The sequence below is a fragment of the Streptomyces cinereospinus genome, from assembly GCF_042430725.1.
Lineage (GTDB): Bacteria > Actinomycetota > Actinomycetes > Streptomycetales > Streptomycetaceae > Streptomyces > Streptomyces cinereospinus.
This window is the reverse complement of record NZ_JBHMCY010000028.1, coordinates 59751-79712: the sequence shown is the minus strand read 5'-3', so window position 1 is coordinate 79712 and position 19962 is coordinate 59751. Positions and strand designations below refer to the sequence as shown.

Below are 19962 nucleotides of genomic sequence, written 5' to 3'. Positions count from 1 at the left end.
CCGCGCTACTTCACCGGCAGGTGATACGCGACCCGGTAGCGGTCGGCCGGGATCACCACGTCGGCCGTCTCGACGGGGCGGCCGGAGGCGTAGAAGGTGCGCTGCACGACGAGGACGACGTGTCCGGGCACCCCGCCGAGCGCGAGCAGTTCCTCGGCGAGTCCGGGGCGGGCGCCGACCTCCTCGGTGACGTTGTCCACGACCACGTCGATGGCGGCCATGCGCTCGACGACACCCATGCCGCCGAGCGGTCCCTCCTCGGGCAGCATCACCGGGGTGCGCCCGGTGACGGCGAGCGGCTCCCAGGAGGTGGACAGCATCATCGGCTCGCCGCCGTCCCGGAAGAGGTACTTGGTGCACATCACCCGGTCACCGGGCCGGATGCCGAGCCGCTCGGCGATGGCGCCGCTCGCCTCGGTCTGCTCACTGCCGGACTCCCAGGTGCCCCGCCCGGAGGCATCGGCCTGCTCCTGCCGGAACGGGGTGGCGCCGCCCGCCGGGCGGTACCCGGAGCGGGCGATGCTGCGGGGCACGGGCCGCTCCCGCACGTACGTGCCGGAACCGGAGCGGCCCTCGACCAGGCCCTCGGCCATCAGCACCTTGCGGGCCTCCAGCGCGACGGTGTCCGAGACCCCGTACTCCTCGCGGATCCTCGCCTGCGACGGCAGCCGGGTGTGGGGCGGCAGCAGACCGTCGACGATCTTCTGGCGGAGATCACCCGCGACGCGCAGGTAGGCCGGCTGCTCACCGAATGTCACTGGCCGCTCCCATCAGGTTGTACGGACAGCAACAGCGTGGCAACCGTCGGTTGGACCAGGCAAGTAAAGGCCAGAGAATCACTCGATGTGATGACTTCCGGCGCCCGCAGGCTTCACGCAGGCACTTTCTCCCCGCTATGGGGCCGATCACTCTTCCGCCGCGGGAGGGGACCCCCCGCCGGCGGCACGCTCACACGTCGGCCGCCGAGCCGCTCTCGGCGGAGGTGTCGGCGGGCGGAGTGGTGTCCAGCCCGAGCGCCGCGCGCGCGGCGACGGTGGCCGGGCCGTCGTAGAAGCCGTACCCCTCGTCGTAGTGCACGTAGAAGGTGTCGGCGTCCCCGGCGTCCGCCGCCGCCGCCCACTCCTGCCGGGACGCCGCCAGCTCGGCGACCAGCTCGGCCAGGGGCCGCTCGGCGCCTGCGGGCCAGGGGTGCGCGTCCAGCGCCGCGCCCTGCTCGGCGAGCACGTCGTGGACCTCCCGCGCCCAGGCCTGGTTCGCCGCCAGGTCCTCGTCGGGGAACGCCTCGGGCTCCTCGTCCAGCACCGCCTCCACGGCGCGCAACGCCTCCAGGTAGGCGACCTGGTCCGCGTCGAGGGTGGCGGCGTCGTTGCGCAGGGAGCCGGTCAGGCTGCCGTTCTCGTCGGTGTTGCCGAACAGGCAGGTGATCTCCCGGTCGCCGATGCTCCAGCTCTCCCGGGTCGGCGTCAGGTAGTACACGTCGACGTCGTCCGGCAGCGCCCAGCTGTCCAGGGCGTAGTCGCCCCGCAGCGCGTAGCACCTGTCGTCGGCGACCTCGGTGACGTGGGCGTCGCCGGGGAAGTCGCCGTCGGGCAGCGTGACGGCGGCGAACACCTCGCCGTCGTGCCGGCCGGAGCACGGCACCACGTCGACGTCGTAGGTCTCCCCCTCCAGCGACCCGCTGGGCGAGTCGAAGCACTCCCCCTTGTCCGGCGAGACGACCGCGCTCTCCCGGGCGCTCTCCTCGAAGTCTCTCCAGGCGTCGGACACCGCGCCCGTCGAGACCGACAGGGTCAGCAGCACCAGGCCGACGGCCGACAGCGCGGCCCCGGCGACCGCCATGCCCTTCCCGCGCTCGCCCCTGCGCCTGATCTGGCGCAGGGCGATCAGCCCCAGCACCAGCCCCACGGCCGGCAGGAAGCACAGGATGCCCAGCACCAGGGCGGCGATCGCGACGCCGTTGACCGGCGGCAGCCCCGGCGGCGGATACGGGCCCCACGCCCCGTACGGCGGCTGCGGGCCGTACGGGCCCTGGGCGCCGTACGGCCCGGCCTGCGGGGCCGGGTACGGGCCGTAGGGACCCTGCGGGTCCTGCGGCTGCTGGGGCCCGGGGGGCGGGGGTATGGACACAGGTACGGTGCTCCTGGTTCGGGCTCGGGCGAGGGCTCGGGGAGGACGTGCGGCTCGCCCGCGGGAGAAGGACGACTGGCGCATGCTATGCGGGCGGCGGGCGGGACCGGAACGCGGTCCACGCGGGCCACGGCCCGGTCGGTGAACGGGCGGTGGCCCCCGGCGGCCGGGCGGTCAACGGCCCAACGCCCCTTCCCCGGCGGCCCGGGCGGCGTACGAGCCGTACAACCCCCGGCGGCCCGGACGGTCAACGGGCCGGCGGCCCCCGGCAACCCGGGCGGCGCACGACCCGACGACCCCCGGCAGTCAACGGCCCCACGGCCCTCCGGCGGCCCGCGCGAGACGTCGGCGCCGTGCCGGGCGGGTTCCGGGGGCTCGTGGCGGGCACGCCTCGTCCCCGCGGGCGGGGGCAGGGGTCTGCCGGGCCGCGGGGACGGGACGGTTCGGTGCCGGAGCGTCAGAACTGCAGCGCCCAGGCGTCGACGCGCCCGGTGTCGTACTGCGCGTTGTCGCCGACCCTCAGCTTCCACGTGCCGTTGGCGGCCTCGGCGGAGGCGTTGACCGTGTACGTGGTGTCGATGTTGTCCGCGCCGCCGCCGGTGCCGTAGCCCTTGAGGGTGTACGCCGTACCGTCGGGGGCGATCAGCTGGACCTGGAGGTCGCCGATGTAGGTGTGGACGATGTGGACCTCGACGGCGAGCGCGGCGGGCGCGTTGCCGGAGACGCCGGTGACCGTCACCGGGGACTCCACCGTGGCGTTGTCGGCGATGGCGTGGTCGCCGGTGTTCTCGAAGCGCGGGCCGGGCGGTGTCGGGGTGCCGCCACCGACGTACAGGAGCCGGTTGGGCGAGCCGGTGCCGGGACTGGTGACGACGTCGGGGGTGGCCGCGGACGTCAGCGCGGTGGACACCTGGGCGGGCGTGGCCGTGGGGTTGCCGGCCAGGTACAGCGCCGCCGCTCCGGCGACGTGCGGGGTCGCCATCGAGGTACCGGAGATGGTGTTGGTGGCCGAGTCGCCGGTGCCCCAGGCCGAGGTGATGGACGAGCCCGGGGCGAACAGGTCCAGGACCGTGCCGTAGTTGGAATAGCTCGCCCTGGCGTCGGTGCTGGTGGTGGCACCGACGGTGATCGCCTCCGGCACGCGCGCGGGCGACCTGGTCGAGGCGTTGGCGGACTCGTTGCCGGCCGCGACGGCGAAGGTGACGCCGGTGCCGATGGCGTTGCGCACGGCGGTGTCGATGGCGGTGTCGGCGCCGCCGCCGAGGGACATGTTGGCCACGGCCGGCTTGACCGCGTTCCGGGCGACCCAGTCGATCCCGGCGACGACCTGGGCGGTCGTGCCGGACCCCGAGTTGTTCAGCACGCGGACGCCGACGACGTTCGCCTTCTTGGCGACGCCGTGGGCGGTGCCGGCGACCGTGCCGGCGACGTGGGTGCCGTGGCCGTGGCCGTCCTGGGCGGTGCTGTCGTTGTCGACGGCGTCGTAGCCGTAGGAGGCGCGGCCGCCGAAGTCGCCGTGGGTGATGCGGACGCCGGTGTCGATGACGTACGCCGTGACGCCCTGCCCGGCCGGGTCCGGGTAGGTGTACGAGTTGTTCAGCGGCAGGTTGCGCTGGTCGACGCGGTCCAGGCCCCAGGAGGGCGGGCCGGGCTGGGTCGCGGCGACGGTGAAGGTGCGGTCCTGCACCACGGAGGCGACGGCCGGGTCGGCGGCCAGACGCTTCGCCTCGGTGGCGTCGGCCTCGATCGCGTAGCCGTTGAGGGCCGTGGTGTACGTGCGCTCGATGGTGGCGCCGTACGTCGCGGCCAGGGCGCGTCCCTCGGCGGAGCCCGAACGGGCCCGGTCCGCCTTGAGGGTGACGATGTAGCTGCCGGTGACGGCGTTCGCCGCGCCCTCGTACCGGACGCGGCCCTCGGCCGCTCCGGCGGGGAGGGCGGCGACCAGGCCCGCGGTGAGCGCCGCGCCGGTCAGGGCGGCGGTCGCGGCCAGTCTTCGCCGGGGGGCGCGCAGGGGAGTACGCATCACTGCCATCTGAGGGGTCCTCCTCAATCGGTGGTGCGCCGGTGTGGGGGCGTCGACATCCTCGATGGGCAGGAGCATGACAATCAGCCGCGGCTCACCTGGGGCGTCAGCCGAAAGATTGAGGCTTCCACAGGAATTGCACAAGAGCCCTGCACGGATGTCACCGGCCGGTCATACGGCCGACATGACGGCGCGTCAAGGCCCCCCGGAGCCGATTCCGCTCCGGGAGGGCCCGACGGGCTCCCGGTGGCCTAGTCGTCGAACGCGGTGTCCCGGGTCCGCTTCTCCCATGCCGTGACCTCGGCCCGCACCTGGTCGAGGTGGTCGAGCACGGTGGTCACCGAGTCGTCGCCGAGCGGCAGGCGCAGCGGCGTCCGTTCGGCGTCCAGCGCGGCACGGACGAGCGCCGCCGCCTTCGCCGGGTCGCCGGCCTGGGTGCCGTCGCCGCCGGAGACGAACGCCCGGGTCCGGCTCACCTTCTCGTACACCCCGCTGTCGGCGCTGAACCCGGCCCGCGCGCCGTCGAACAGCGAGGTCCGGAACGCCCCCGGCTCCACGATCAGCACCTTGATCCCGAAGTCGGACACCTCGTCCGCGAGCGCCTCGGACATGCCCTCCAGCGCGAACTTCGTGCCGCTGTACGCCGAGAAGCCGGCGAACGAACCCTGCCCGCCCACGCTGCTCATCTGCACGATCGCCCCCGACCGCCGCGCGCGCATGTGCGGCAGCACGGCCCGCACCAGGGCCGCCGGGCCCAGCACGTGCAGCTCGAACAGGGCGCGCAGTTCGGCGTCCGTGGTCTCCTCGAAGGCGCCGACATGGGTGCGGCCGGCGTTGTTGACGAGGACGTCGATCCGCCCGTGCCGGGCGACGACGTCCCGGACGGCGCCGTCGACGGCGGACAGGTCGGTGACGTCCAGCCGCAGCGCCTCCAGCTGGTCGGGACGGGCGGCGACCAGGTCGTCCAGCGCCTCGGGCCGCCGGGCGGCGCCGATCACCACGTCGCCGGCGGCCAGCGCCGCCTCGGTCAGCGCCCGCCCGAACCCGCTGCTCGCCCCCGTGATCAGCCAGACCTTGCGCATGACCCCTCCTCCTGTCGACGATCCGCGTGCTCCACGCCTCCGACCCTCTCCCCCGGGGCGCTTGCCCGTCCAAGACCCGCGGTGATAACCGTTGGGCATGACCACCGACGTGCACGGCCGGGACCTGCGGTACTTCGTCGCCGTGGCCGAGGAACTGCACTTCACCCGCGCCGCCGAACAGCTGTACGTCTCCCAGCCGGCGCTGAGCAAGCAGGTCCGGGCGCTGGAGCGCCGGCTGGGCGTGGAGCTGTTCCGGCGCGGCCCGCGCGGTGTGGCGCTCACCGAGGCGGGCGCGGCGCTGCTGCCGCACGCCCGGCGGGTGCTCGCGGCCTGGGAGGCGGGCGCGGAGGCGGTGGCCCGGGCGCGGACGGCGCTGCGCGGCACGCTGCGGGTGGGCATGAGCACCAGCCCCGGCCGCGGCGGCCTGCTGCCCGCCATCCGGTCCCGCTTCACGGCGGCGCACCCGGAGGCGACCGTGCGCCTGCGGCACGTCGGCTGGGACGACCCGACCGCGGGCCTCGCGGACGGCGACGCGGACGTGGCCTTCGTCTGGCTGCCGCTGCCCGGCGCCGAGCGGTACGCCTGGACGGTGCTCGCCGAGGAACCCCGCCTGGTCGCCCTCCCCGAGACCCACCCGCTCGCGGACCGCCCCGAGTCCGACTTCGCGGACCTGCTGGACGAGCCGTTCCTCGCCCTGCCGCAGAGCACGGGACCGCTGCGCGACCACTGGCTCGCCCTCGACGCCCGCGGCGGACGGCCGGCGCGGATCGGCGCGGAGATCGCCAGCACGGAGGAGACGTACGAGGCGCTGGTCGCCGGCCTCGGCATCTGCCTGGTCGCCACCGGCAACGCCCCGCTGCTCAGCCTGGGGGGCGTGGTCACCCGGCCGGTCCGCGGCCTCACCCCGAGCCGGTTCGCCCTGGCGTGGCGGCGGGAGGACGGGGGACGGGCGCTGGTGCGGGGGTACGCGCGGGCGTGCGAGCAGGTGGCGGGCGCGCGGCGGCCGGCGGATGGCGGGCTGCGGGGATGACGGATCGAGACGCCGCGTCGCCCGAGTTGTGGGCCACCGTGGACGCGTTGTGGAGCCGGCTGGAATCGGACCAGCCGGTCACCGGCCGCGAAGGCCTCCTGCTGCGGATGCCGAAGCTCCAGGAGGAGGTCGGCGAGACGGCCCAGGCGGTGATCGGCGCGACGGGCCAGAACCCCCGCAACTCGAAGAGTTCGAGCGCCTCGACGCGCTCTGCCCGGACGAGGTGCCGTGCCCGCCGAGCTGGACGCTCTACGCCATTTCCCCCACCGAGGTGGAGTTCGGGAGGCGAGCGTCGACCGTGTCCACCACCGAGTGGTCTATCGACGGGACACGGCCGGGCAGGCCGCCTGGCACCGCGAACTGCTCTGGCTCTGAGGACGGACGGGGCGGCGGGGCGCCACACGGCCATGAGCGTCAGGGGTGCCGGTCTTCACACAGCCATGAGCGTCAGGGCTGCCGGTCTTCCGCGCGCGGCTGCTCAAGGTCCGGCGCACCCGCACCCGCACCCGCACCCGCACCGGCGGTCCGGCCGCCTCCGGCGCCGTACCGATGGCGTACGGGCGCTCGTGCGGGAGGTGCTGGATGACCGGGACGCCCGAGGGCCCCACCCGGCTCACAGGTCACCTTTCGTCGTCGCCGTACAGATGCCGCGTGTTGTCACACCCGCGAGGTGAAGCCGCCGTCCGCACGGATCACGCTGCCGGGCGGTCAAGATCTCCGGCCTGGACGAGTTCCGCCGCCGCTCCGGGAGCCGTGTCGGCAGGTGCGAGGGACTGACTCACGGGCCACCACCTCCCCGGTGACGGCACCCGGACACGCGTACCGCACGAACGCACATGCCAACATGACAGACGAGAACTCCGGCTCATGCCAAGCACCAGGAGACTTCCTCCTCGCATCTGCGGCAGTATCATCAGCGCATGCACACCTACCGGATCGGGGACGCGGCCGCCTTACTCGGCGTCAGCGCCGACACCGTGAGGCGTCTCGTCGACGGCGGCAGCCTCACCGCCGAACGCGACGAGGCGGGCCGCCGGATCATCCCCGGGCCGGCTCCGGCGGCCTACGCCCGGCAGCTGCACCGCATGGAGCGGGCCCGGTGTTCCGGCGGTTGCCGTGATCAAGTCGACCAACGTGGTCGTCGAGAGGCCGCAGACGGTCCGTGAGGACCGCAAGTGATCGTGTCCGTGAGGACCGCGAGTGATCGTGTCCGTGAGGACCGCGAGTGATCGTGTCCGTGAGGACCAGAGGGAGTGGACCCGTGATGACCCGTACCGCGCGCCGGAACCGCCGGACCCTGCACGTGGCCGGCGCAGGCGCCGCCGCGCTGCTGGCCCTGAGTGCCTGCTCGTCCTCCGACGACTCCTCGTCGGCCACGTCGGCCTCCTCCGTCTCCGCCGCGGCCTCGGGCTCGGCCTCGGACAAGATCTCCGGCGACGTGACCGTCTTCGCGGCGGCCTCGCTGAAGGAGAGCTTCACCACGCTGGGCCAGCAGTTCGAGAAGGAGCACCCGGGCACAAAGGTCACCTTCAGCTTCGGCGGCAGCGACTCGCTGGCCGCGAGCATCACCGGCGGCGCACCCGCCGATGTCTTCGCCTCAGCCAGCCCCAGGACCATGAAGATCGTCACGGATGCGGGAGACGCCTCCAGTACTCCCGCCACCTTCGTCCGCAACCGGCTGGAGATCGCCACTCTGCCCGGCAACCCGGACAAGATCACCTCCCTCAAGGACCTCTCGAACCCTGACCTGAAGGTCGTCCTGTGCGACAAGGAGGTGCCGTGCGGCGCCGCCGCCCAGAAGGCCCTCGACGCAAGCAGGCTCGAGCTGACACCGGTGTCGTACGAGCAGGACGTCAGGTCCGCCCTGACCAAGGTCGAGCTGAAGGAGGCCGACGCGGCCGTCGTCTACCAGACCGATGTGCACGCGGCGGGTGACAAGGTGGAGGGCGTGGAGTTCCCCGAGTCCGCCGACGCCGTCAACGACTACCCGATCACCCTGCTCAAGGACGCGCCGAACGCCGAGGCCGCCAAGGCGTTCGTCGCGCTGGTGCGGTCCGCCGAGGGCCAGCAGGTCCTGACCGAGGCCGGGTTCCTCAAGCCGTGACCTCGATCGACAAGGCCGACGCCGCGACCGACACCCTCCGAGGCGGGCCGCGGCGTCGGCGCGTCCGGGCGGGCGGCGGCCGAGGCGTGCCGCTGCCCCTGCTGGTACCCGCGCTGACCGGCCTGGCGTTCCTGATCGTGCCGCTGCTCGCCCTGCTGGTACGGACCCCGTGGCGCAGTCTGCCCGAGCAGCTGACCAGCGCCGAGGTGTGGCAGGCCCTCCAGCTGTCCCTGGTCTGCGCCACGGCCGCCACCGCGGTGAGCCTGGTGCTCGGAGTGCCCCTGGCCTGGCTGCTGGCCCGCGTCGAGTTCCCCGGCCGGGGACTCGTACGGGCCCTGGTCACCCTGCCCCTCGTCCTGCCGCCGGTCGTCGGCGGTGTGGCCCTGCTCATGGCGCTCGGCCGCAACGGCATCGTCGGGCGGTGGCTGGACTCATGGTTCGGGATCACGCTTCCCTTCACCACGGCGGGGGTAGTGGTGGCCGAGGCGTTCGTGGCGATGCCGTTCCTCGTCATCAGCGTCGAGGGCACCCTGCGGGCCGCTGACCCGCGCTACGAGGAGGCGGCCACCACCCTGGGCGCCTCCCGCTTCACAGCCTTCCGCCGCGTCACGCTCCCCCTCGTCGCACCGGGCGTCGCGGCCGGCGCGGTCCTCGCCTGGGCCCGCGCCCTCGGCGAGTTCGGCGCGACCATCACCTTCGCCGGCAACTTCCCCGGCCGCACCCAGACCATGCCGCTGGCCGTCTACCTGGCCCTGCAGAGCGACCCGGAGGCGGCCATCGCCCTCAGCCTCGTCCTGCTGGCCGTATCCGTCGCCGTGCTGGCCGGCCTGCGCGACCGCTGGATGACAGCAGGATGAGGATGACCGAGAGCAACGACCCCACGCGCAGCGTCCCCGTCAACACCTCCGAGGGGGGACTCGACGCCCACCTCGTCGTGGACCGGGGCACCTTCCGCCTCGACGTGGCACTCGCGGTCGCGCCCGGCGACGTGGTCGCGCTGCTCGGCCCCAACGGTGCCGGCAAGACCACCGCCCTGCGCGCACTGGCCGGGCTCGTCCCCCTGTCCGACGGGCATCTGCGGCTGGACGGCGCGGAGTTGGACCGTACGCCGCCCGAGTCCCGCCCGGTCGGCGTCGTCTTCCAGGACTACCTGCTCTTCCCTCACCTCACGGCCCTCGACAACGTCGCCTTCGGCCCCCGCTGCCACGGCGCGACCAAGGCGGAAGCCCGCGCACAGGCCGCGGTCTGGCTGGACCGCATGGGCCTCGCCGCCCACAGCGGCGCCAGGCCGCGCAAGCTGTCCGGCGGCCAGGCCCAGCGCGTCGCCCTCGCCCGCGCGCTGGCCACCCATCCCCGACTGCTCCTGCTGGACGAGCCTCTCGCAGCCCTGGACGCCCGCACCCGCCTGGAGACCCGCGCCCAACTCCGCCGCCACCTGGCCGACTTCGAGGCGGTCGCCGTACTCGTCACGCACGACCCACTCGACGCCATGGTCCTGGCCGACCGCCTGGTCGTCGTCGAGCACGGCGAGGTCGTCCAGGAAGGCACCCCGGCCGACATCGCCCGCCACCCACGCACCGACTACATCGCCCGGCTGGTGGGCCTGAACCTCTACCGGGGCCAGGCCGAGGGCCACACCGTCCGCCTCGACGCGGGCCCGGCCATCACCACCACGGAAGACCTGACCGGCCCGGTCTTCGTCGCGTTCCCGCCGAGCGCGGTCACCCTCTACCGCGACCGCCCCACCGGCGCGAGCGCCCGCAACCTCTGGCAGTGCGAAGTGGCGGGCCTGGAGACCCACGGCGACCAGATCCGCGCCGACCTCACCGGCGAACTGCCGCTCGCCGCCGATCTGACCACGGTCGCTGCCGCAGAGCTCGACCTCCACCCGGGCGCAGGGGTCTGGGCGTCGGTGAAGGCGACGCAGACCCACGCCTACGCCGCCTGAGAGGACACCGGGCAACGGGCCGCGGCCACGGTCCGCCGGCCGGTCGCGCGCTACGGGCCCGGTCCCCCGCTTCCGCCCCGAGCGCCGGGACCCGCGCGGGTCCGGCGCCACCGCCCCCGGCGACGAGCGCGCCTGGACGTCCGACGAGCTCACGGCGCTCCCCCGCATCAGGGTCGGCGCCGACTTGCACTGCGTCACCGGCCCCACCTCGACGGATCACGAGTGGTACGGCACCCCCCGCCACGACCGTCCTGGAACGGGTCCCGCCCGCGCCCGACGTCACCCACGTCATGGCCTGCGCTGAGTACGGCTGCACCGCGAACCTTCGCCTCACCGGCTTCGCCACTTCCGAGACCTCGCCGGCCACCCACCACAACGGCGCGTCCCTCACCGCCGAGCGCGGCTTCCCCCCGCGCCCGGTCGTCCCCCACCGCCACGGCTGCAAGAGCCCCGAGTGGCTGCGCGCCCTCGCGTACCCGACCGAGGACCGGCGCGGCTGCCGGGCGGAACGGGGCTGCCGCAGCATCGGCGACCCCGGGAACGAGCAGTGCTCCGCCCACCGGGAGCAGGAGGGCGACGGGCCGACGCCTCCCGCTTCCTGACCGTCCGGACCAAGGCGCCCCGCTCCGCTCTCCGCCGCCACCGGCTACCGCACCTGGTCTCACATGCCGCCGTCGGGGCGTGTGCGCGGGGCGTAACCGCAGCCGCTCCCGGCGTGTGACGGACCGGAAATTCGATCTTTCTACGGTGCTGAGTCATGGGGCGCCCCTCGCAGGCGGGGCGTGCCCTGATCGGGACGGTACAAGCGGCGCGAGGTGGGGATTCGGTGGCGGCTGGCTCGAAGGACGGCGGCGTTCGTACGGTCTGCTCGTACTGCGGGGTCGGCTGCGGGATCGTGCTCGACGTCACGCGGGACCCTGCCGACGGACGACGTCGTGCGGCGAGGGCTTCCGGGGACCAGGCGCACCCCGCCAACTTCGGCCGCCTGTGCACGAAGGGCGCGACGAGCGCCGACATGATGGCCGCGCCCGGCCGGGCGTCGAAGGCACTGGTACGCGGCGAGCGAGGCACCGAGCCGGCCGAGACGGACGTGGACGAGGCCGTCTCCGTAGTCGCGGGACGGCTGAAGGCGATCCTCGACGAGCACGGGCCGGACGCGCTGTCCTTCTACGTCTCCGGGCAGATGTCCCTGGAGGCCCAGTACCTGGCGAACAAGCTGGCCAAGGGCTTCGTACGGACGAACCAGATCGAGTCCAACTCCCGGCTGTGCATGGCGTCGGCGGGCTCGGGCTACAAGCTGTCGCTGGGGGCCGACGGCCCGCCCGGCTCCTACCAGGACTTCGACCACGCGGACGCCTTCCTCGTCATCGGCGCCAACATGGCCGACTGCCACCCCATCCTGTTCCTGCGCATGATGGACCGGGTCAAGTCGGCCGGCGCCAAGCTGATCGTCGTCGATCCGCGCCGCAACGCCACCGCCGACAAGGCCGACCTCTTCCTGCAGATCAAGCCCGGCACCGACCTCGCCCTGCTCAACGGCCTGCTGCACCTGCTCGTCGCGAACGGCCACACCGACGAGAGGTTCATCGCCGAGTTCACCGAGGGCTGGGCGGACATGCCCGCCTTCCTCGCGGACTACCCGCCCGAGAAGGTCGCGGAGATCACCGGCATCCCGGAGGCCGACATCCGCCGGACCGCGCAGTGGATCGGCGAGGCCGGCGAGTGGATGAGCTGCTGGACCATGGGCCTGAACCAGTCCACCCACGGCACCTGGAACACCAACGCCCTGGTCAACCTGCACCTCGCCACCGGCGCCATCTGCCGCCCCGGCTCCGGCCCCTTCTCCCTGACCGGCCAGCCCAACGCCATGGGCGGCCGGGAGATGGGCTACATGGGCCCCGGCCTGCCCGGCCAGCGCTCCGTGCTGGTCGACGCCGAACGCGCCTTCACCGAGAACATGTGGAACATCCCCGAGGGCTCGCTGCGCACGGAAGCCGGGCGCGGAACGGTCGACATGTTCGAGCGGATGGCCGCCGGTGACATCAGGGCATGCTGGATCATCTGCACCAACCCGGTCGCCTCGGTCGGCAATCGCGGGACCGTGATCGCGGGGCTCGAGGCCGCCGACCTCGTCATCACGCAGGACGTCTTCGCCGAGACCGAGACCAACGCGTACGCCGATGTCGTCCTGCCCGCGACGCTGTGGGCCGAGTCCGACGGCATCATGATCAACTCCGAGCGGAACCTCACCCTGGTGCAGGGCGTCGTCGACCCGCCCGGACAGGCACGGCCCGACTGGCAGCTGATCGCCCGGGTGGCCTGCGAGATGGGCTTCGCCGACGCCTTCACCTACCACTCCTCCGAGGAAGTGTTCGAGGAGCTCAAACAGGCGTGGAACCCCAAGACCGGCTGGGACCTGCGCGGGGTCACCTACGACCGGCTGCGCACCGCACCCGTCCAGTGGCCGGCCCCGACCGCCGACGGCCCGGACCGCAACCCGATCCGTTACCTCAACGACGGCATCAGCCAGGCCCTCCTGGAACGCGAGGACGGCACCCGCCCCAGGCTGGTCTTCCCGACCGCGAGCGGACGCGCCCAGTTCTTCGCCCGCCCGCACCTGGCGGCCGCCGAACTCCCCGACGACGACTACCCGTTCGTCCTCAACACCGGCCGTCTGCAGCACCAGTGGCACACGATGACCAAGACCGGCAAGGTCGCCAGGCTCAACAAGCTCAATCCCGGCCCCTTCGTGGAGGTCCACCCCGAGGACGCCGAAGCCCTCGGGGTCGCCGAGGGCGACCACCTGGAGGTCGCCTCCCGGCGCGGGCGTGCCGTACTGCCCGCCCTGGTCACCGACCGGGTCCGGCCGGGCACCTGCTTCGCCCCCTTCCACTGGAACGACCTGTTCGGCGAATACCTCAGCATCAACGCCGTGACCAACGACGCCATCGACCCGCTCTCCTTCCAGCCCGAGCTCAAGGTCTGCGCCGTGTCCCTCGCCAGGACGGCCGCCCCCGTCCCGGCGGCGCGTCCGGGCACCCGGCCGGAGACCACACCCGTTGCCCCCGTGCCCGTACCGGCCGCAGCGGCGACCGCCCCGGCGGACTCACCCGTCCAGGCGCTCGCCACGCTGTTCGGCATCACCGATGTCGCTTCCGCGCCCCTGGCCGAGCCGGAACGCCGCTACCTCTCCGGCTATCTCTCCGGCCTCGCCCTGACCCCGCGCGACGGAAGCGTCCCCGTCCTGCCACCGGGCGCGCCTTTCACCCCGGACAACGCCCTGTGGGTCGACGGTGTCCTCGCCGGCATGTTCTCCCGCACCACCGCGCCCGCCGTACCCGCCACCGCGCCGGCGGCGGAACCGGCCGTACCGACCCGTCGGCTGGTCGTCCTGTGGGCCTCGCAGACCGGCAACGCCGAGGAGTTCGCCGCCACCGCGACCGCCCGCCTCACCGCGTCCGGCCGTACCGCCGAACTGCTGCCGATGGCCGACACGTCCCCGGAACAGCTCACCGCGGACACCGACGTACTCCTGATCACGAGCACGTTCGGCGACGGTGACGCCCCCGACAACGGCGCCGGCTTCTGGCAGGCGCTCTCCGCCCCGGACGCCGGACGGCTGGAGGGAATCCGCTACGCGGTCCTCGCTCTCGGCGACTCCTCCTACGACGACTTCTGCGGCCACGGCCGCCGACTCGACGAACGTCTCGCCGCCCTCGGGGCCACCCGGCTCGTCCCCCGCACCGACTGCGAGCCCGACTTCGAGGAGACCGCCGAGCACTGGCTCGGCCGGCTCCTCACCGCCCTGGCGACGGCCGACGACCGCCGGCCGATTCCCGCCGGCGCGATCGACACGACAGCCACCGAAGGCGCCGTCGCGTCCGCTGTCGCCGCGCCCGCCGCTCCCGCACCGGCCGTCTACACCAAGGCATCCCCCTTCGCCACCCTTCTCATCGGCAACAGGCTGCTGAGCCTGCCCGGTTCCCTGAAGGAGGTCCGGCAGTTCGCCTTCGACACCCGTGACGGCGAACTCGCCTACGAGGCCGGCGACGCCCTCGGCGTCTGGCCCGTCAACGGCAGCCCGCTCGTCGCCGAATGGCTCGCCCTCACCGGACTCGACCCCGACGAGCCCGTCGACCTCGGCGACGGCACACCCCTGCCCCTCGAAGAAGCCCTGCGCACCCGCCTGGACATCACCCGCATCACCACCGACCTGCTCAAGTTCGTGACGGACCGCACCGGAAGCCACGACCTCAAGCGCCTGCTGCGCGGAGACAACAAGGACGCGCTCGCGCAGTGGAGCTGGGGCCGCCAGGCCGCCGACATCGTCGCCGAATTCCCCGTCTGCGCCTCGGCGGCGGACTGGACAGGGGTCCTCAAGCGCCTCCAGCCCCGCCTGTACTCCATCTCCTCCAGCCCCCTGGCCCACCCCAGTGAAGTCCGCCTGACCGTCTCCGTCGTCCGCTACACCAACGGCCTCGGCCGCGACCGCAAGGGCGTGTGCTCCACCTACCTCGCCGACCACGCCGACGACGGCCCGGTCCAGGTCTTCGTCCAGCGCTCACCGCACTTCCGCCCACCCGCCGACCCCGCCACCCCCATGATCATGGTCGGCCCCGGCACCGGCGTGGCCCCCTTCGTCGGCTTCCTCGAAGACCGCCAGGCCCGCGGCCACACCGGCCCCAACTGGCTCTTCTTCGGTGAACAGCGCGAGGCCACCGACTTCTACCACCGCCAGGACCTGGAGGCGTACCAGGCATCCGGCCACCTCGACCGCCTGGACCTCGCCTTCTCCCGCGACCAGCGCAACAAGGTGTACGTCCAGGACCGCATGCGCGAACACGGCCCCCGCCTGTGGCAGTGGCTCCAGGACGGCGCCCACTTCCGCGTCTGCGGCGACGCGTCGCGCATGGCCAAGGACGTCGACCAAGCCCTCAAGGACATCGCCGCCACCCACGGCGGCATGAACGACGACGAAGCCACCGCCTACGTCAGGCGCCTGGCGGCGGACAAACGCTACGTCCGCGACGTCTACTGACAGCGCCCGCTCCACCACCCACGGCACGCCCCTCGCCGTGTGCCGTCATCGGCGCGGAAGTTCCGGCACAAGGGGCCCGCCCCTGAAAAGGCAGACCCCGTCTCAATTCCTCGCCCGCAACACAAGCTACGCAGCCACGTGGCCCGGCTGAACACCTGGCCGGGGCCCGAGCGTGGGCTGAGGGCCTGCTGTCCGTGCGGGCAAGTGCGACCACTGCTCCGAACGAGACCGAAGCAGCCCGACGCGGATCGAGTTCACCAGGTGCGGGTCCTGCGGTCGAGCATCCTCCGCTCTCCTGCGAACGCTCGTCTCTGCTGAACCGTCATGATCCTCAGAACGGCAGAACGAATTCGCCGTCGTCGACCGGGCCCGTTACCGGCGCGGCCGCAGACCAGGCATCAGGAATTGTTTCGAGGGCACGCTGGAGATCAGCATCCGTCCCGCCGATCACCATCAGATCTCTCCTCTGCGAACCGGGCTCCGGGCAGAGCAGCAGACCGGGTGCGGAGAACCACCGAACCGGCAGTCCCATCGGCTCGAACCACGCCGGATACGGCGGCAAGCCAATCGGGTGAACTGCCTTTTCAGGCAAGCAGCCACGTGGGGGGTTGCCTGACATGCGCGTTGCTGGGTCCACCTAGCCATGGCGGCTTCGCTCAGGACGGCTTCCACGCAAGCCGGAGAGAGGCGATCGAGGAAGGGCCGCCGGCCGGACGGACGGCGATCAGTGAACAGGACGACCGGCGGGTCCTCACGGGACACGTCAGTCAACGACACACCCCAGCCCGCGCAGCCCTGATTCTCACTGCGGAACACCAGAAGTTCCCCGGAAGGATCAAGCAGCAGCTCGTCCGGCTCCAGCAGCGGATTGTGCTGAGCAACCAGGTCACGCCGTCGACCGAACAACGCAGCGCCCTGAACTTCGTGAAGCTCATCGGCGACGCGTCTCGACGCTCACGGCCGGCTCCGGAGGCTGACACAGACGCGGGACGGGTGTCGAACCGTCCCGCCGGCGGCGGGACGCAGGCCCGGCTTTTCCTCACTGGTTTGCCCACGCGGCAACATTATCGATCACTCCAACGGAATGTTCCTCGGTCCAGCACATGTTGGCGAGCTGCGCCCGAAAAGATGTTCCCTAATATGCGACGGCAAGGGTTCACGGCGCGTGTTGCGGGTGCTATCTCTCGTAGTGGTCGGTCTTTTTTAGTTCGATCATATCGAGAATTGTTGGTTGCCTGTTGCGGCGGATCACGTCAAGCCGCCGCAGCCCTCACAAGGATGTGGGGAACTCGATGTCCAAGAGATCAGTTCGGCACAGAACGGTGACAGCCGCGCTTGCGGCTGCACGTGCGGCGGGGTTGCCTGCCGTGGCGCCGCGGGCTCTGGGCGGCGACTCGGTCACCTGGACCGTCGCCGCATACGGCCCGGCCGCGCAGGCGGACCTCGCGGCCGAGGTCACGCTCGATGACGAAACCGGGGCGCTCTCGCTGTCCGTGCAGAATGGTGGCGCCACCGTGCTGGAGCCGTCGCCGCTGGGCATCGTCGCGGACGAGGCCGACCTCACCTCCGGTCTGCGGCTCCTGGAACGCACCGACGCCACCGTGTCGGAGAGCTGCACCGCGGTGGCGGGCAAGCAGCGTGAGCGCACCGTTTCGACGGAGGAGTCCCGCTTCTCCTTCGAAGGCGCGAACGGAGTCCGGAGGGACCTGGTGCTCCGGGTCTGCGACGACGGTGTCGCGTACCGCTACGTCCTGCCTGAAGCGGACCCGGACGGGGACGGCGTCGCGGTGCGCGAAGAAGCCTCGGCCTTCAACCTGCCGGGCGACTCCGCGGCCTGGCTCAAGGGCTACTCCAACAGCTACGAGCGTTCGCAGGACCCGGTGACGACGGTCACGGCAGCGGCTTCCGGCGAGTTCGCCCGCCCTTCCCCGTTCCAGACGGACCAGGACGACTTCGTCCTACTCACCGAGTCCGACGTCGACGGCCGCTGCGCCGCCAGCCGCCTCGTCCACGAAACCGGAAGCAACCAGTACCAGGTCGAGCTGGCAGCCGACGAGATCCTGGAAGGACGTCGGCTGGATGCCGCAGCTGATCGACTGCGCCGAAACCCGAGGCGTGGAGATCTTGCCGTGGGTCAACTGGAGCGACGTCAACACCGACGAAGCGGGACGAGTTCTTCAGGCGGCGACCGCTGGTTCATCGGCAGCGTCGTCTCCGGAGATGCCACCACCCCATAGGTACCGCTGGACTTCCCGGGCGACGGATCATGGCGCGTGGAGACCGTGCGTGACGGTGACGGCGGACTGGTGCGCGACAGCCGGATCGTAAGCAACCAGGACACCCTGGAGATCTCCGTCCCGGACAACGGCGGCTTCGCCGCCATCACCTGCCCCGACACCCCGGACACCCAGACCTGCGACCGGCCGGTGGACGACAATCCGCCCGGCACCCGCTCCGGTGAGATCAACGGCGTGGACGGCAAGTGCCTCGACGTCGACGGCGGCGCCACCGCCGACGGCACCCAGATCCAGCTGTGGACCTGCAACGGCACCGGCGCCCAGCAGTGGCAGCCGCACTCCGACGGCACCCTCCGCAACCCCAACTCCGGCACGTGCCTCGACGCCGAAGGCGGCGGCCCCTGGAGCGGCGGCACCAGGGCCTTCCTGGGGACCTGCCACACCGGACCCAACCAGAAATGGATCCGTCCCTAACGGCCACGAAGCGGACCCGACACGACAGTGCCCCTCACGGGGCACCGTCACCGTCGACAGGTCCGGCCCGGTCGCGGACGAGTCGGTGCAGCGAACCGTACGAATCCCCGCCCCCCACCCATGTCCCCTTATGCGCAGCGCGCCCCCCCACACGTTCCCCAACGACCGCAGCTGGGGCTGCGGCTGGAGAGAAACCATGTCCTTTCCCCACACTAAGGCTGCAGCTGCAGCCGTCCTGTCCGCCGGCCTGCTGCTGGGCGCCATCCCGTTGACGGCGTCTGCCGTCGAGGACGACGACGCCGACCGGGCACCGGTCAGCGCCTCCCCGCTCGCCGCGGACGAGCGGAGCAACGCCGCGGCGACGGCGCTGATGACCATGTACAACGACGAGAGCGGCCTGTTCCGGAACAACGACTGGTGGACGGGGGCCAACGCCCTCACCGCGATCATGGACAACATGGCCGACGGCGGCGTGCAGGACCACGCGTATGCCATCGCCCGGACCTACGACCTCAACATCGACGCGCACGGCGGTGACTTTACCAACGAGTACCTCGACGACACCGGCTGGTGGGGTTTGGCCTGGGTCAAGGCGTACGACCTGACCGGCGACACCCGCTACCTCGGCACCGCCCGCGCCGACGCCGCGCACATGGCCGACTACTGGACCGACCAGTGCGGCGGAGGAGTGCAGTGGAAGACGGACGACTCGTACAAGAACGCCGTCACCAACGAGCTCTACCTCCAGCTCAACGCCGCCCTGCACAACCGCATCGAAGGCGACACCTTCTACCTCCAAGAGGCCCAGAAGGAATGGGAGTGGTTCCAGAACAGCGGAATGATCAACTCGGCCGACATGATCAACGACGGGCTCGGTGACAACTGCGCCAACAACGGCCGGCCCACCTACACCTACAACCAGGGGATCATCCTCGGCGGACTGGCCGAACTGCACCGCGCCACCGGCGACGACAGCCTGCTGGACACCGCCCGCGCCCTGGCAGCCGCCTCCACCACCTCACCCGGCATCCACACCAACGGCATCCTGCACGAGCCGGGTGGCGACGGCACGCCGTGCGACAGCGACGGCGGCTCGTTCAAGGGCGCCTACGTCCGCGGGCTCGGCGACCTCAACCAGTCCCTCGACGACCGCCCCTACAGCCAGTACCTGGACCGGCAAGCCGACGCCGCGTACCACAACGCCCGCAATGACGAGGGCTTCTACGGATCGGACTGGAGCGGCCCGGTGAACGAGACCAGCCACCAGTGCCAACAGAGCGCGCTCGACGTCCTCAACGCCGCCGCGGCCGACGGCGCAGGCACTTCCTCCGGTGAGGTGAGGGGCGTGGACGGCAAGTGCCTCGACGTCGACGGCGGCGCCACCGCCGACGGCACCCAGATCCAGCTGTGGACCTGCCACACCGGACTCAACCAGTACTGGACCCTGCCCGGCGACGGCACCATCCGCGCGCTGGGCAAGTGCCTCGACGTCGACGGCGCCGCCACCGCCGACGGCACCCAGATCCAGCTGTGGACCTGCAACGGCACCGGCGCCCAGCAGTGGCAGCCGCACTCCGACGGCACCCTCCGCAACCCCAACTCCGGCAAGTGCCTCGACGCCGAAGGCGGCGGCCCCTGGAACGACGGCACCAGAGCCCTCCTGTGGACCTGCCACACCGGACCCAACCAGAAATGGACCCTGCCCTAACAGCCACGAAGCGGACCCGACACGACGGTGCCCCTCACAGGGCACCGTCACCATCGACAGGTCCGGCAGCCGGCCCGGTCGCGGACGAGTCGGCGCAGGCCGATGCGGATTTCGACCCATCCGCTCCCGGCACACACGAGAAGGCACATGAGCAGGCGCGCAACCGTGCTCGCGGGCGCAGGCGCGGTCGG

General features: G+C 72.1%; 14 protein-coding genes and 1 pseudogene. 10 read left to right on the top strand and 5 right to left on the bottom strand.

From position 1 onward, the window contains the following. Positions 1-5: 5 nt before the first annotated feature. From ACFF45_RS16670 to ACFF45_RS16655, 4 genes are all read right to left on the bottom strand, one after another. Positions 6-758 carry a GntR family transcriptional regulator gene (locus tag ACFF45_RS16670; RefSeq protein WP_381346828.1) on the bottom strand — a complete coding sequence of 251 codons (753 nt, stop codon included), beginning with the start codon at positions 756-758 and terminating at the stop codon, positions 6-8. Between the two features lie 190 nt (positions 759-948). Further along, the gene (locus ACFF45_RS16665; protein WP_381346827.1) at positions 949-2127 is read right to left on the bottom strand and encodes a DUF4190 domain-containing protein; all 1179 of its coding nucleotides are present in this window, start codon (positions 2125-2127) and stop codon (positions 949-951) included. A gap of 457 nt (positions 2128-2584) precedes the next feature. Further along, entirely contained in the window at positions 2585-4159 is a 1575-nt protein-coding gene (locus tag ACFF45_RS16660; protein ID WP_381346826.1) for a S8 family peptidase, read from the bottom strand. Between the two features lie 242 nt (positions 4160-4401). Further along, on the bottom strand, positions 4402-5232 hold the full coding sequence (locus ACFF45_RS16655; RefSeq protein ID WP_381346825.1) for an SDR family NAD(P)-dependent oxidoreductase: 831 nt from the start codon (positions 5230-5232) through the stop codon (positions 4402-4404). A gap of 97 nt (positions 5233-5329) precedes the next feature. Between ACFF45_RS16655 and ACFF45_RS16650 the strand changes: the two genes are divergently transcribed. The 7 genes from ACFF45_RS16650 to ACFF45_RS16620 all read left to right on the top strand — a co-directional run bounded on the left by ACFF45_RS16650 (position 5330) and on the right by ACFF45_RS16620 (position 15352). Further along, positions 5330-6262 carry a LysR family transcriptional regulator gene (locus ACFF45_RS16650; RefSeq protein WP_381346824.1) on the top strand — a complete coding sequence of 311 codons (933 nt, stop codon included), beginning with the start codon at positions 5330-5332 and terminating at the stop codon, positions 6260-6262. Between the two features lie 920 nt (positions 6263-7182). Further along, positions 7183-7428: a MerR family DNA-binding transcriptional regulator gene (locus ACFF45_RS16645; RefSeq protein ID WP_381346823.1), complete on the top strand. Its 246-nt coding sequence runs from the start codon at positions 7183-7185 to the stop codon at positions 7426-7428. Positions 7429-7526: 98 nt separating this feature from the next. Then, positions 7527-8366: a molybdate ABC transporter substrate-binding protein gene (modA, locus tag ACFF45_RS16640; protein ID WP_381346822.1), complete on the top strand. Its 840-nt coding sequence runs from the start codon at positions 7527-7529 to the stop codon at positions 8364-8366. Continuing rightward, positions 8363-9223: a molybdate ABC transporter permease subunit gene (modB, locus tag ACFF45_RS16635; protein WP_381346821.1), complete on the top strand. Its 861-nt coding sequence runs from the start codon at positions 8363-8365 to the stop codon at positions 9221-9223. Before modA ends, modB begins: the two co-directional genes overlap by 4 nt. 2 nt (positions 9224-9225) lie before the next feature. Then, positions 9226-10314, top strand: a complete 1089-nt coding sequence (locus ACFF45_RS16630) for an ABC transporter ATP-binding protein (RefSeq protein ID WP_381346820.1) — start codon at positions 9226-9228, stop codon at positions 10312-10314. A gap of 290 nt (positions 10315-10604) precedes the next feature. Next, the gene (locus ACFF45_RS16625; protein ID WP_381346819.1) at positions 10605-10916 is read left to right on the top strand and encodes a molybdopterin-dependent oxidoreductase; all 312 of its coding nucleotides are present in this window, start codon (positions 10605-10607) and stop codon (positions 10914-10916) included. Between the two features lie 224 nt (positions 10917-11140). Next, a complete protein-coding gene (locus tag ACFF45_RS16620) occupies positions 11141-15352 on the top strand; it encodes a bifunctional nitrate reductase/sulfite reductase flavoprotein subunit alpha (RefSeq protein ID WP_381346818.1) in 4212 nt (1403 codons plus the stop codon). Between the two features lie 331 nt (positions 15353-15683). Here the strand turns inward: ACFF45_RS16620 and ACFF45_RS16615 are convergent, their stop codons facing one another. Next, positions 15684-15944 carry a hypothetical protein gene (locus ACFF45_RS16615; protein WP_381346817.1) on the bottom strand — a complete coding sequence of 87 codons (261 nt, stop codon included), beginning with the start codon at positions 15942-15944 and terminating at the stop codon, positions 15684-15686. Between the two features lie 646 nt (positions 15945-16590). On the opposite strand from ACFF45_RS16615, the gene ACFF45_RS16610 reads away from it, so the two are divergent. The 3 genes and pseudogenes from ACFF45_RS16610 (at position 16591) to ACFF45_RS16600 (ending at position 19771) form a co-directional block, all read left to right on the top strand. Beyond that, positions 16591-17589, top strand: coding sequence for a glycoside hydrolase family 97 N-terminal domain-containing protein (locus tag ACFF45_RS16610; RefSeq protein WP_381346816.1), 999 nt, complete (start codon positions 16591-16593; stop codon positions 17587-17589). A gap of 210 nt (positions 17590-17799) precedes the next feature. Beyond that, positions 17800-18063: pseudogene (locus tag ACFF45_RS16605) on the top strand (RICIN domain-containing protein); the annotation flags it as partial. A 196-nt stretch (positions 18064-18259) separates the two neighbouring features. Then, positions 18260-19771, top strand: coding sequence for a glycoside hydrolase family 76 protein (locus tag ACFF45_RS16600; RefSeq protein ID WP_381346815.1), 1512 nt, complete (start codon positions 18260-18262; stop codon positions 19769-19771). Positions 19772-19962: the final 191 nt, after the last annotated feature.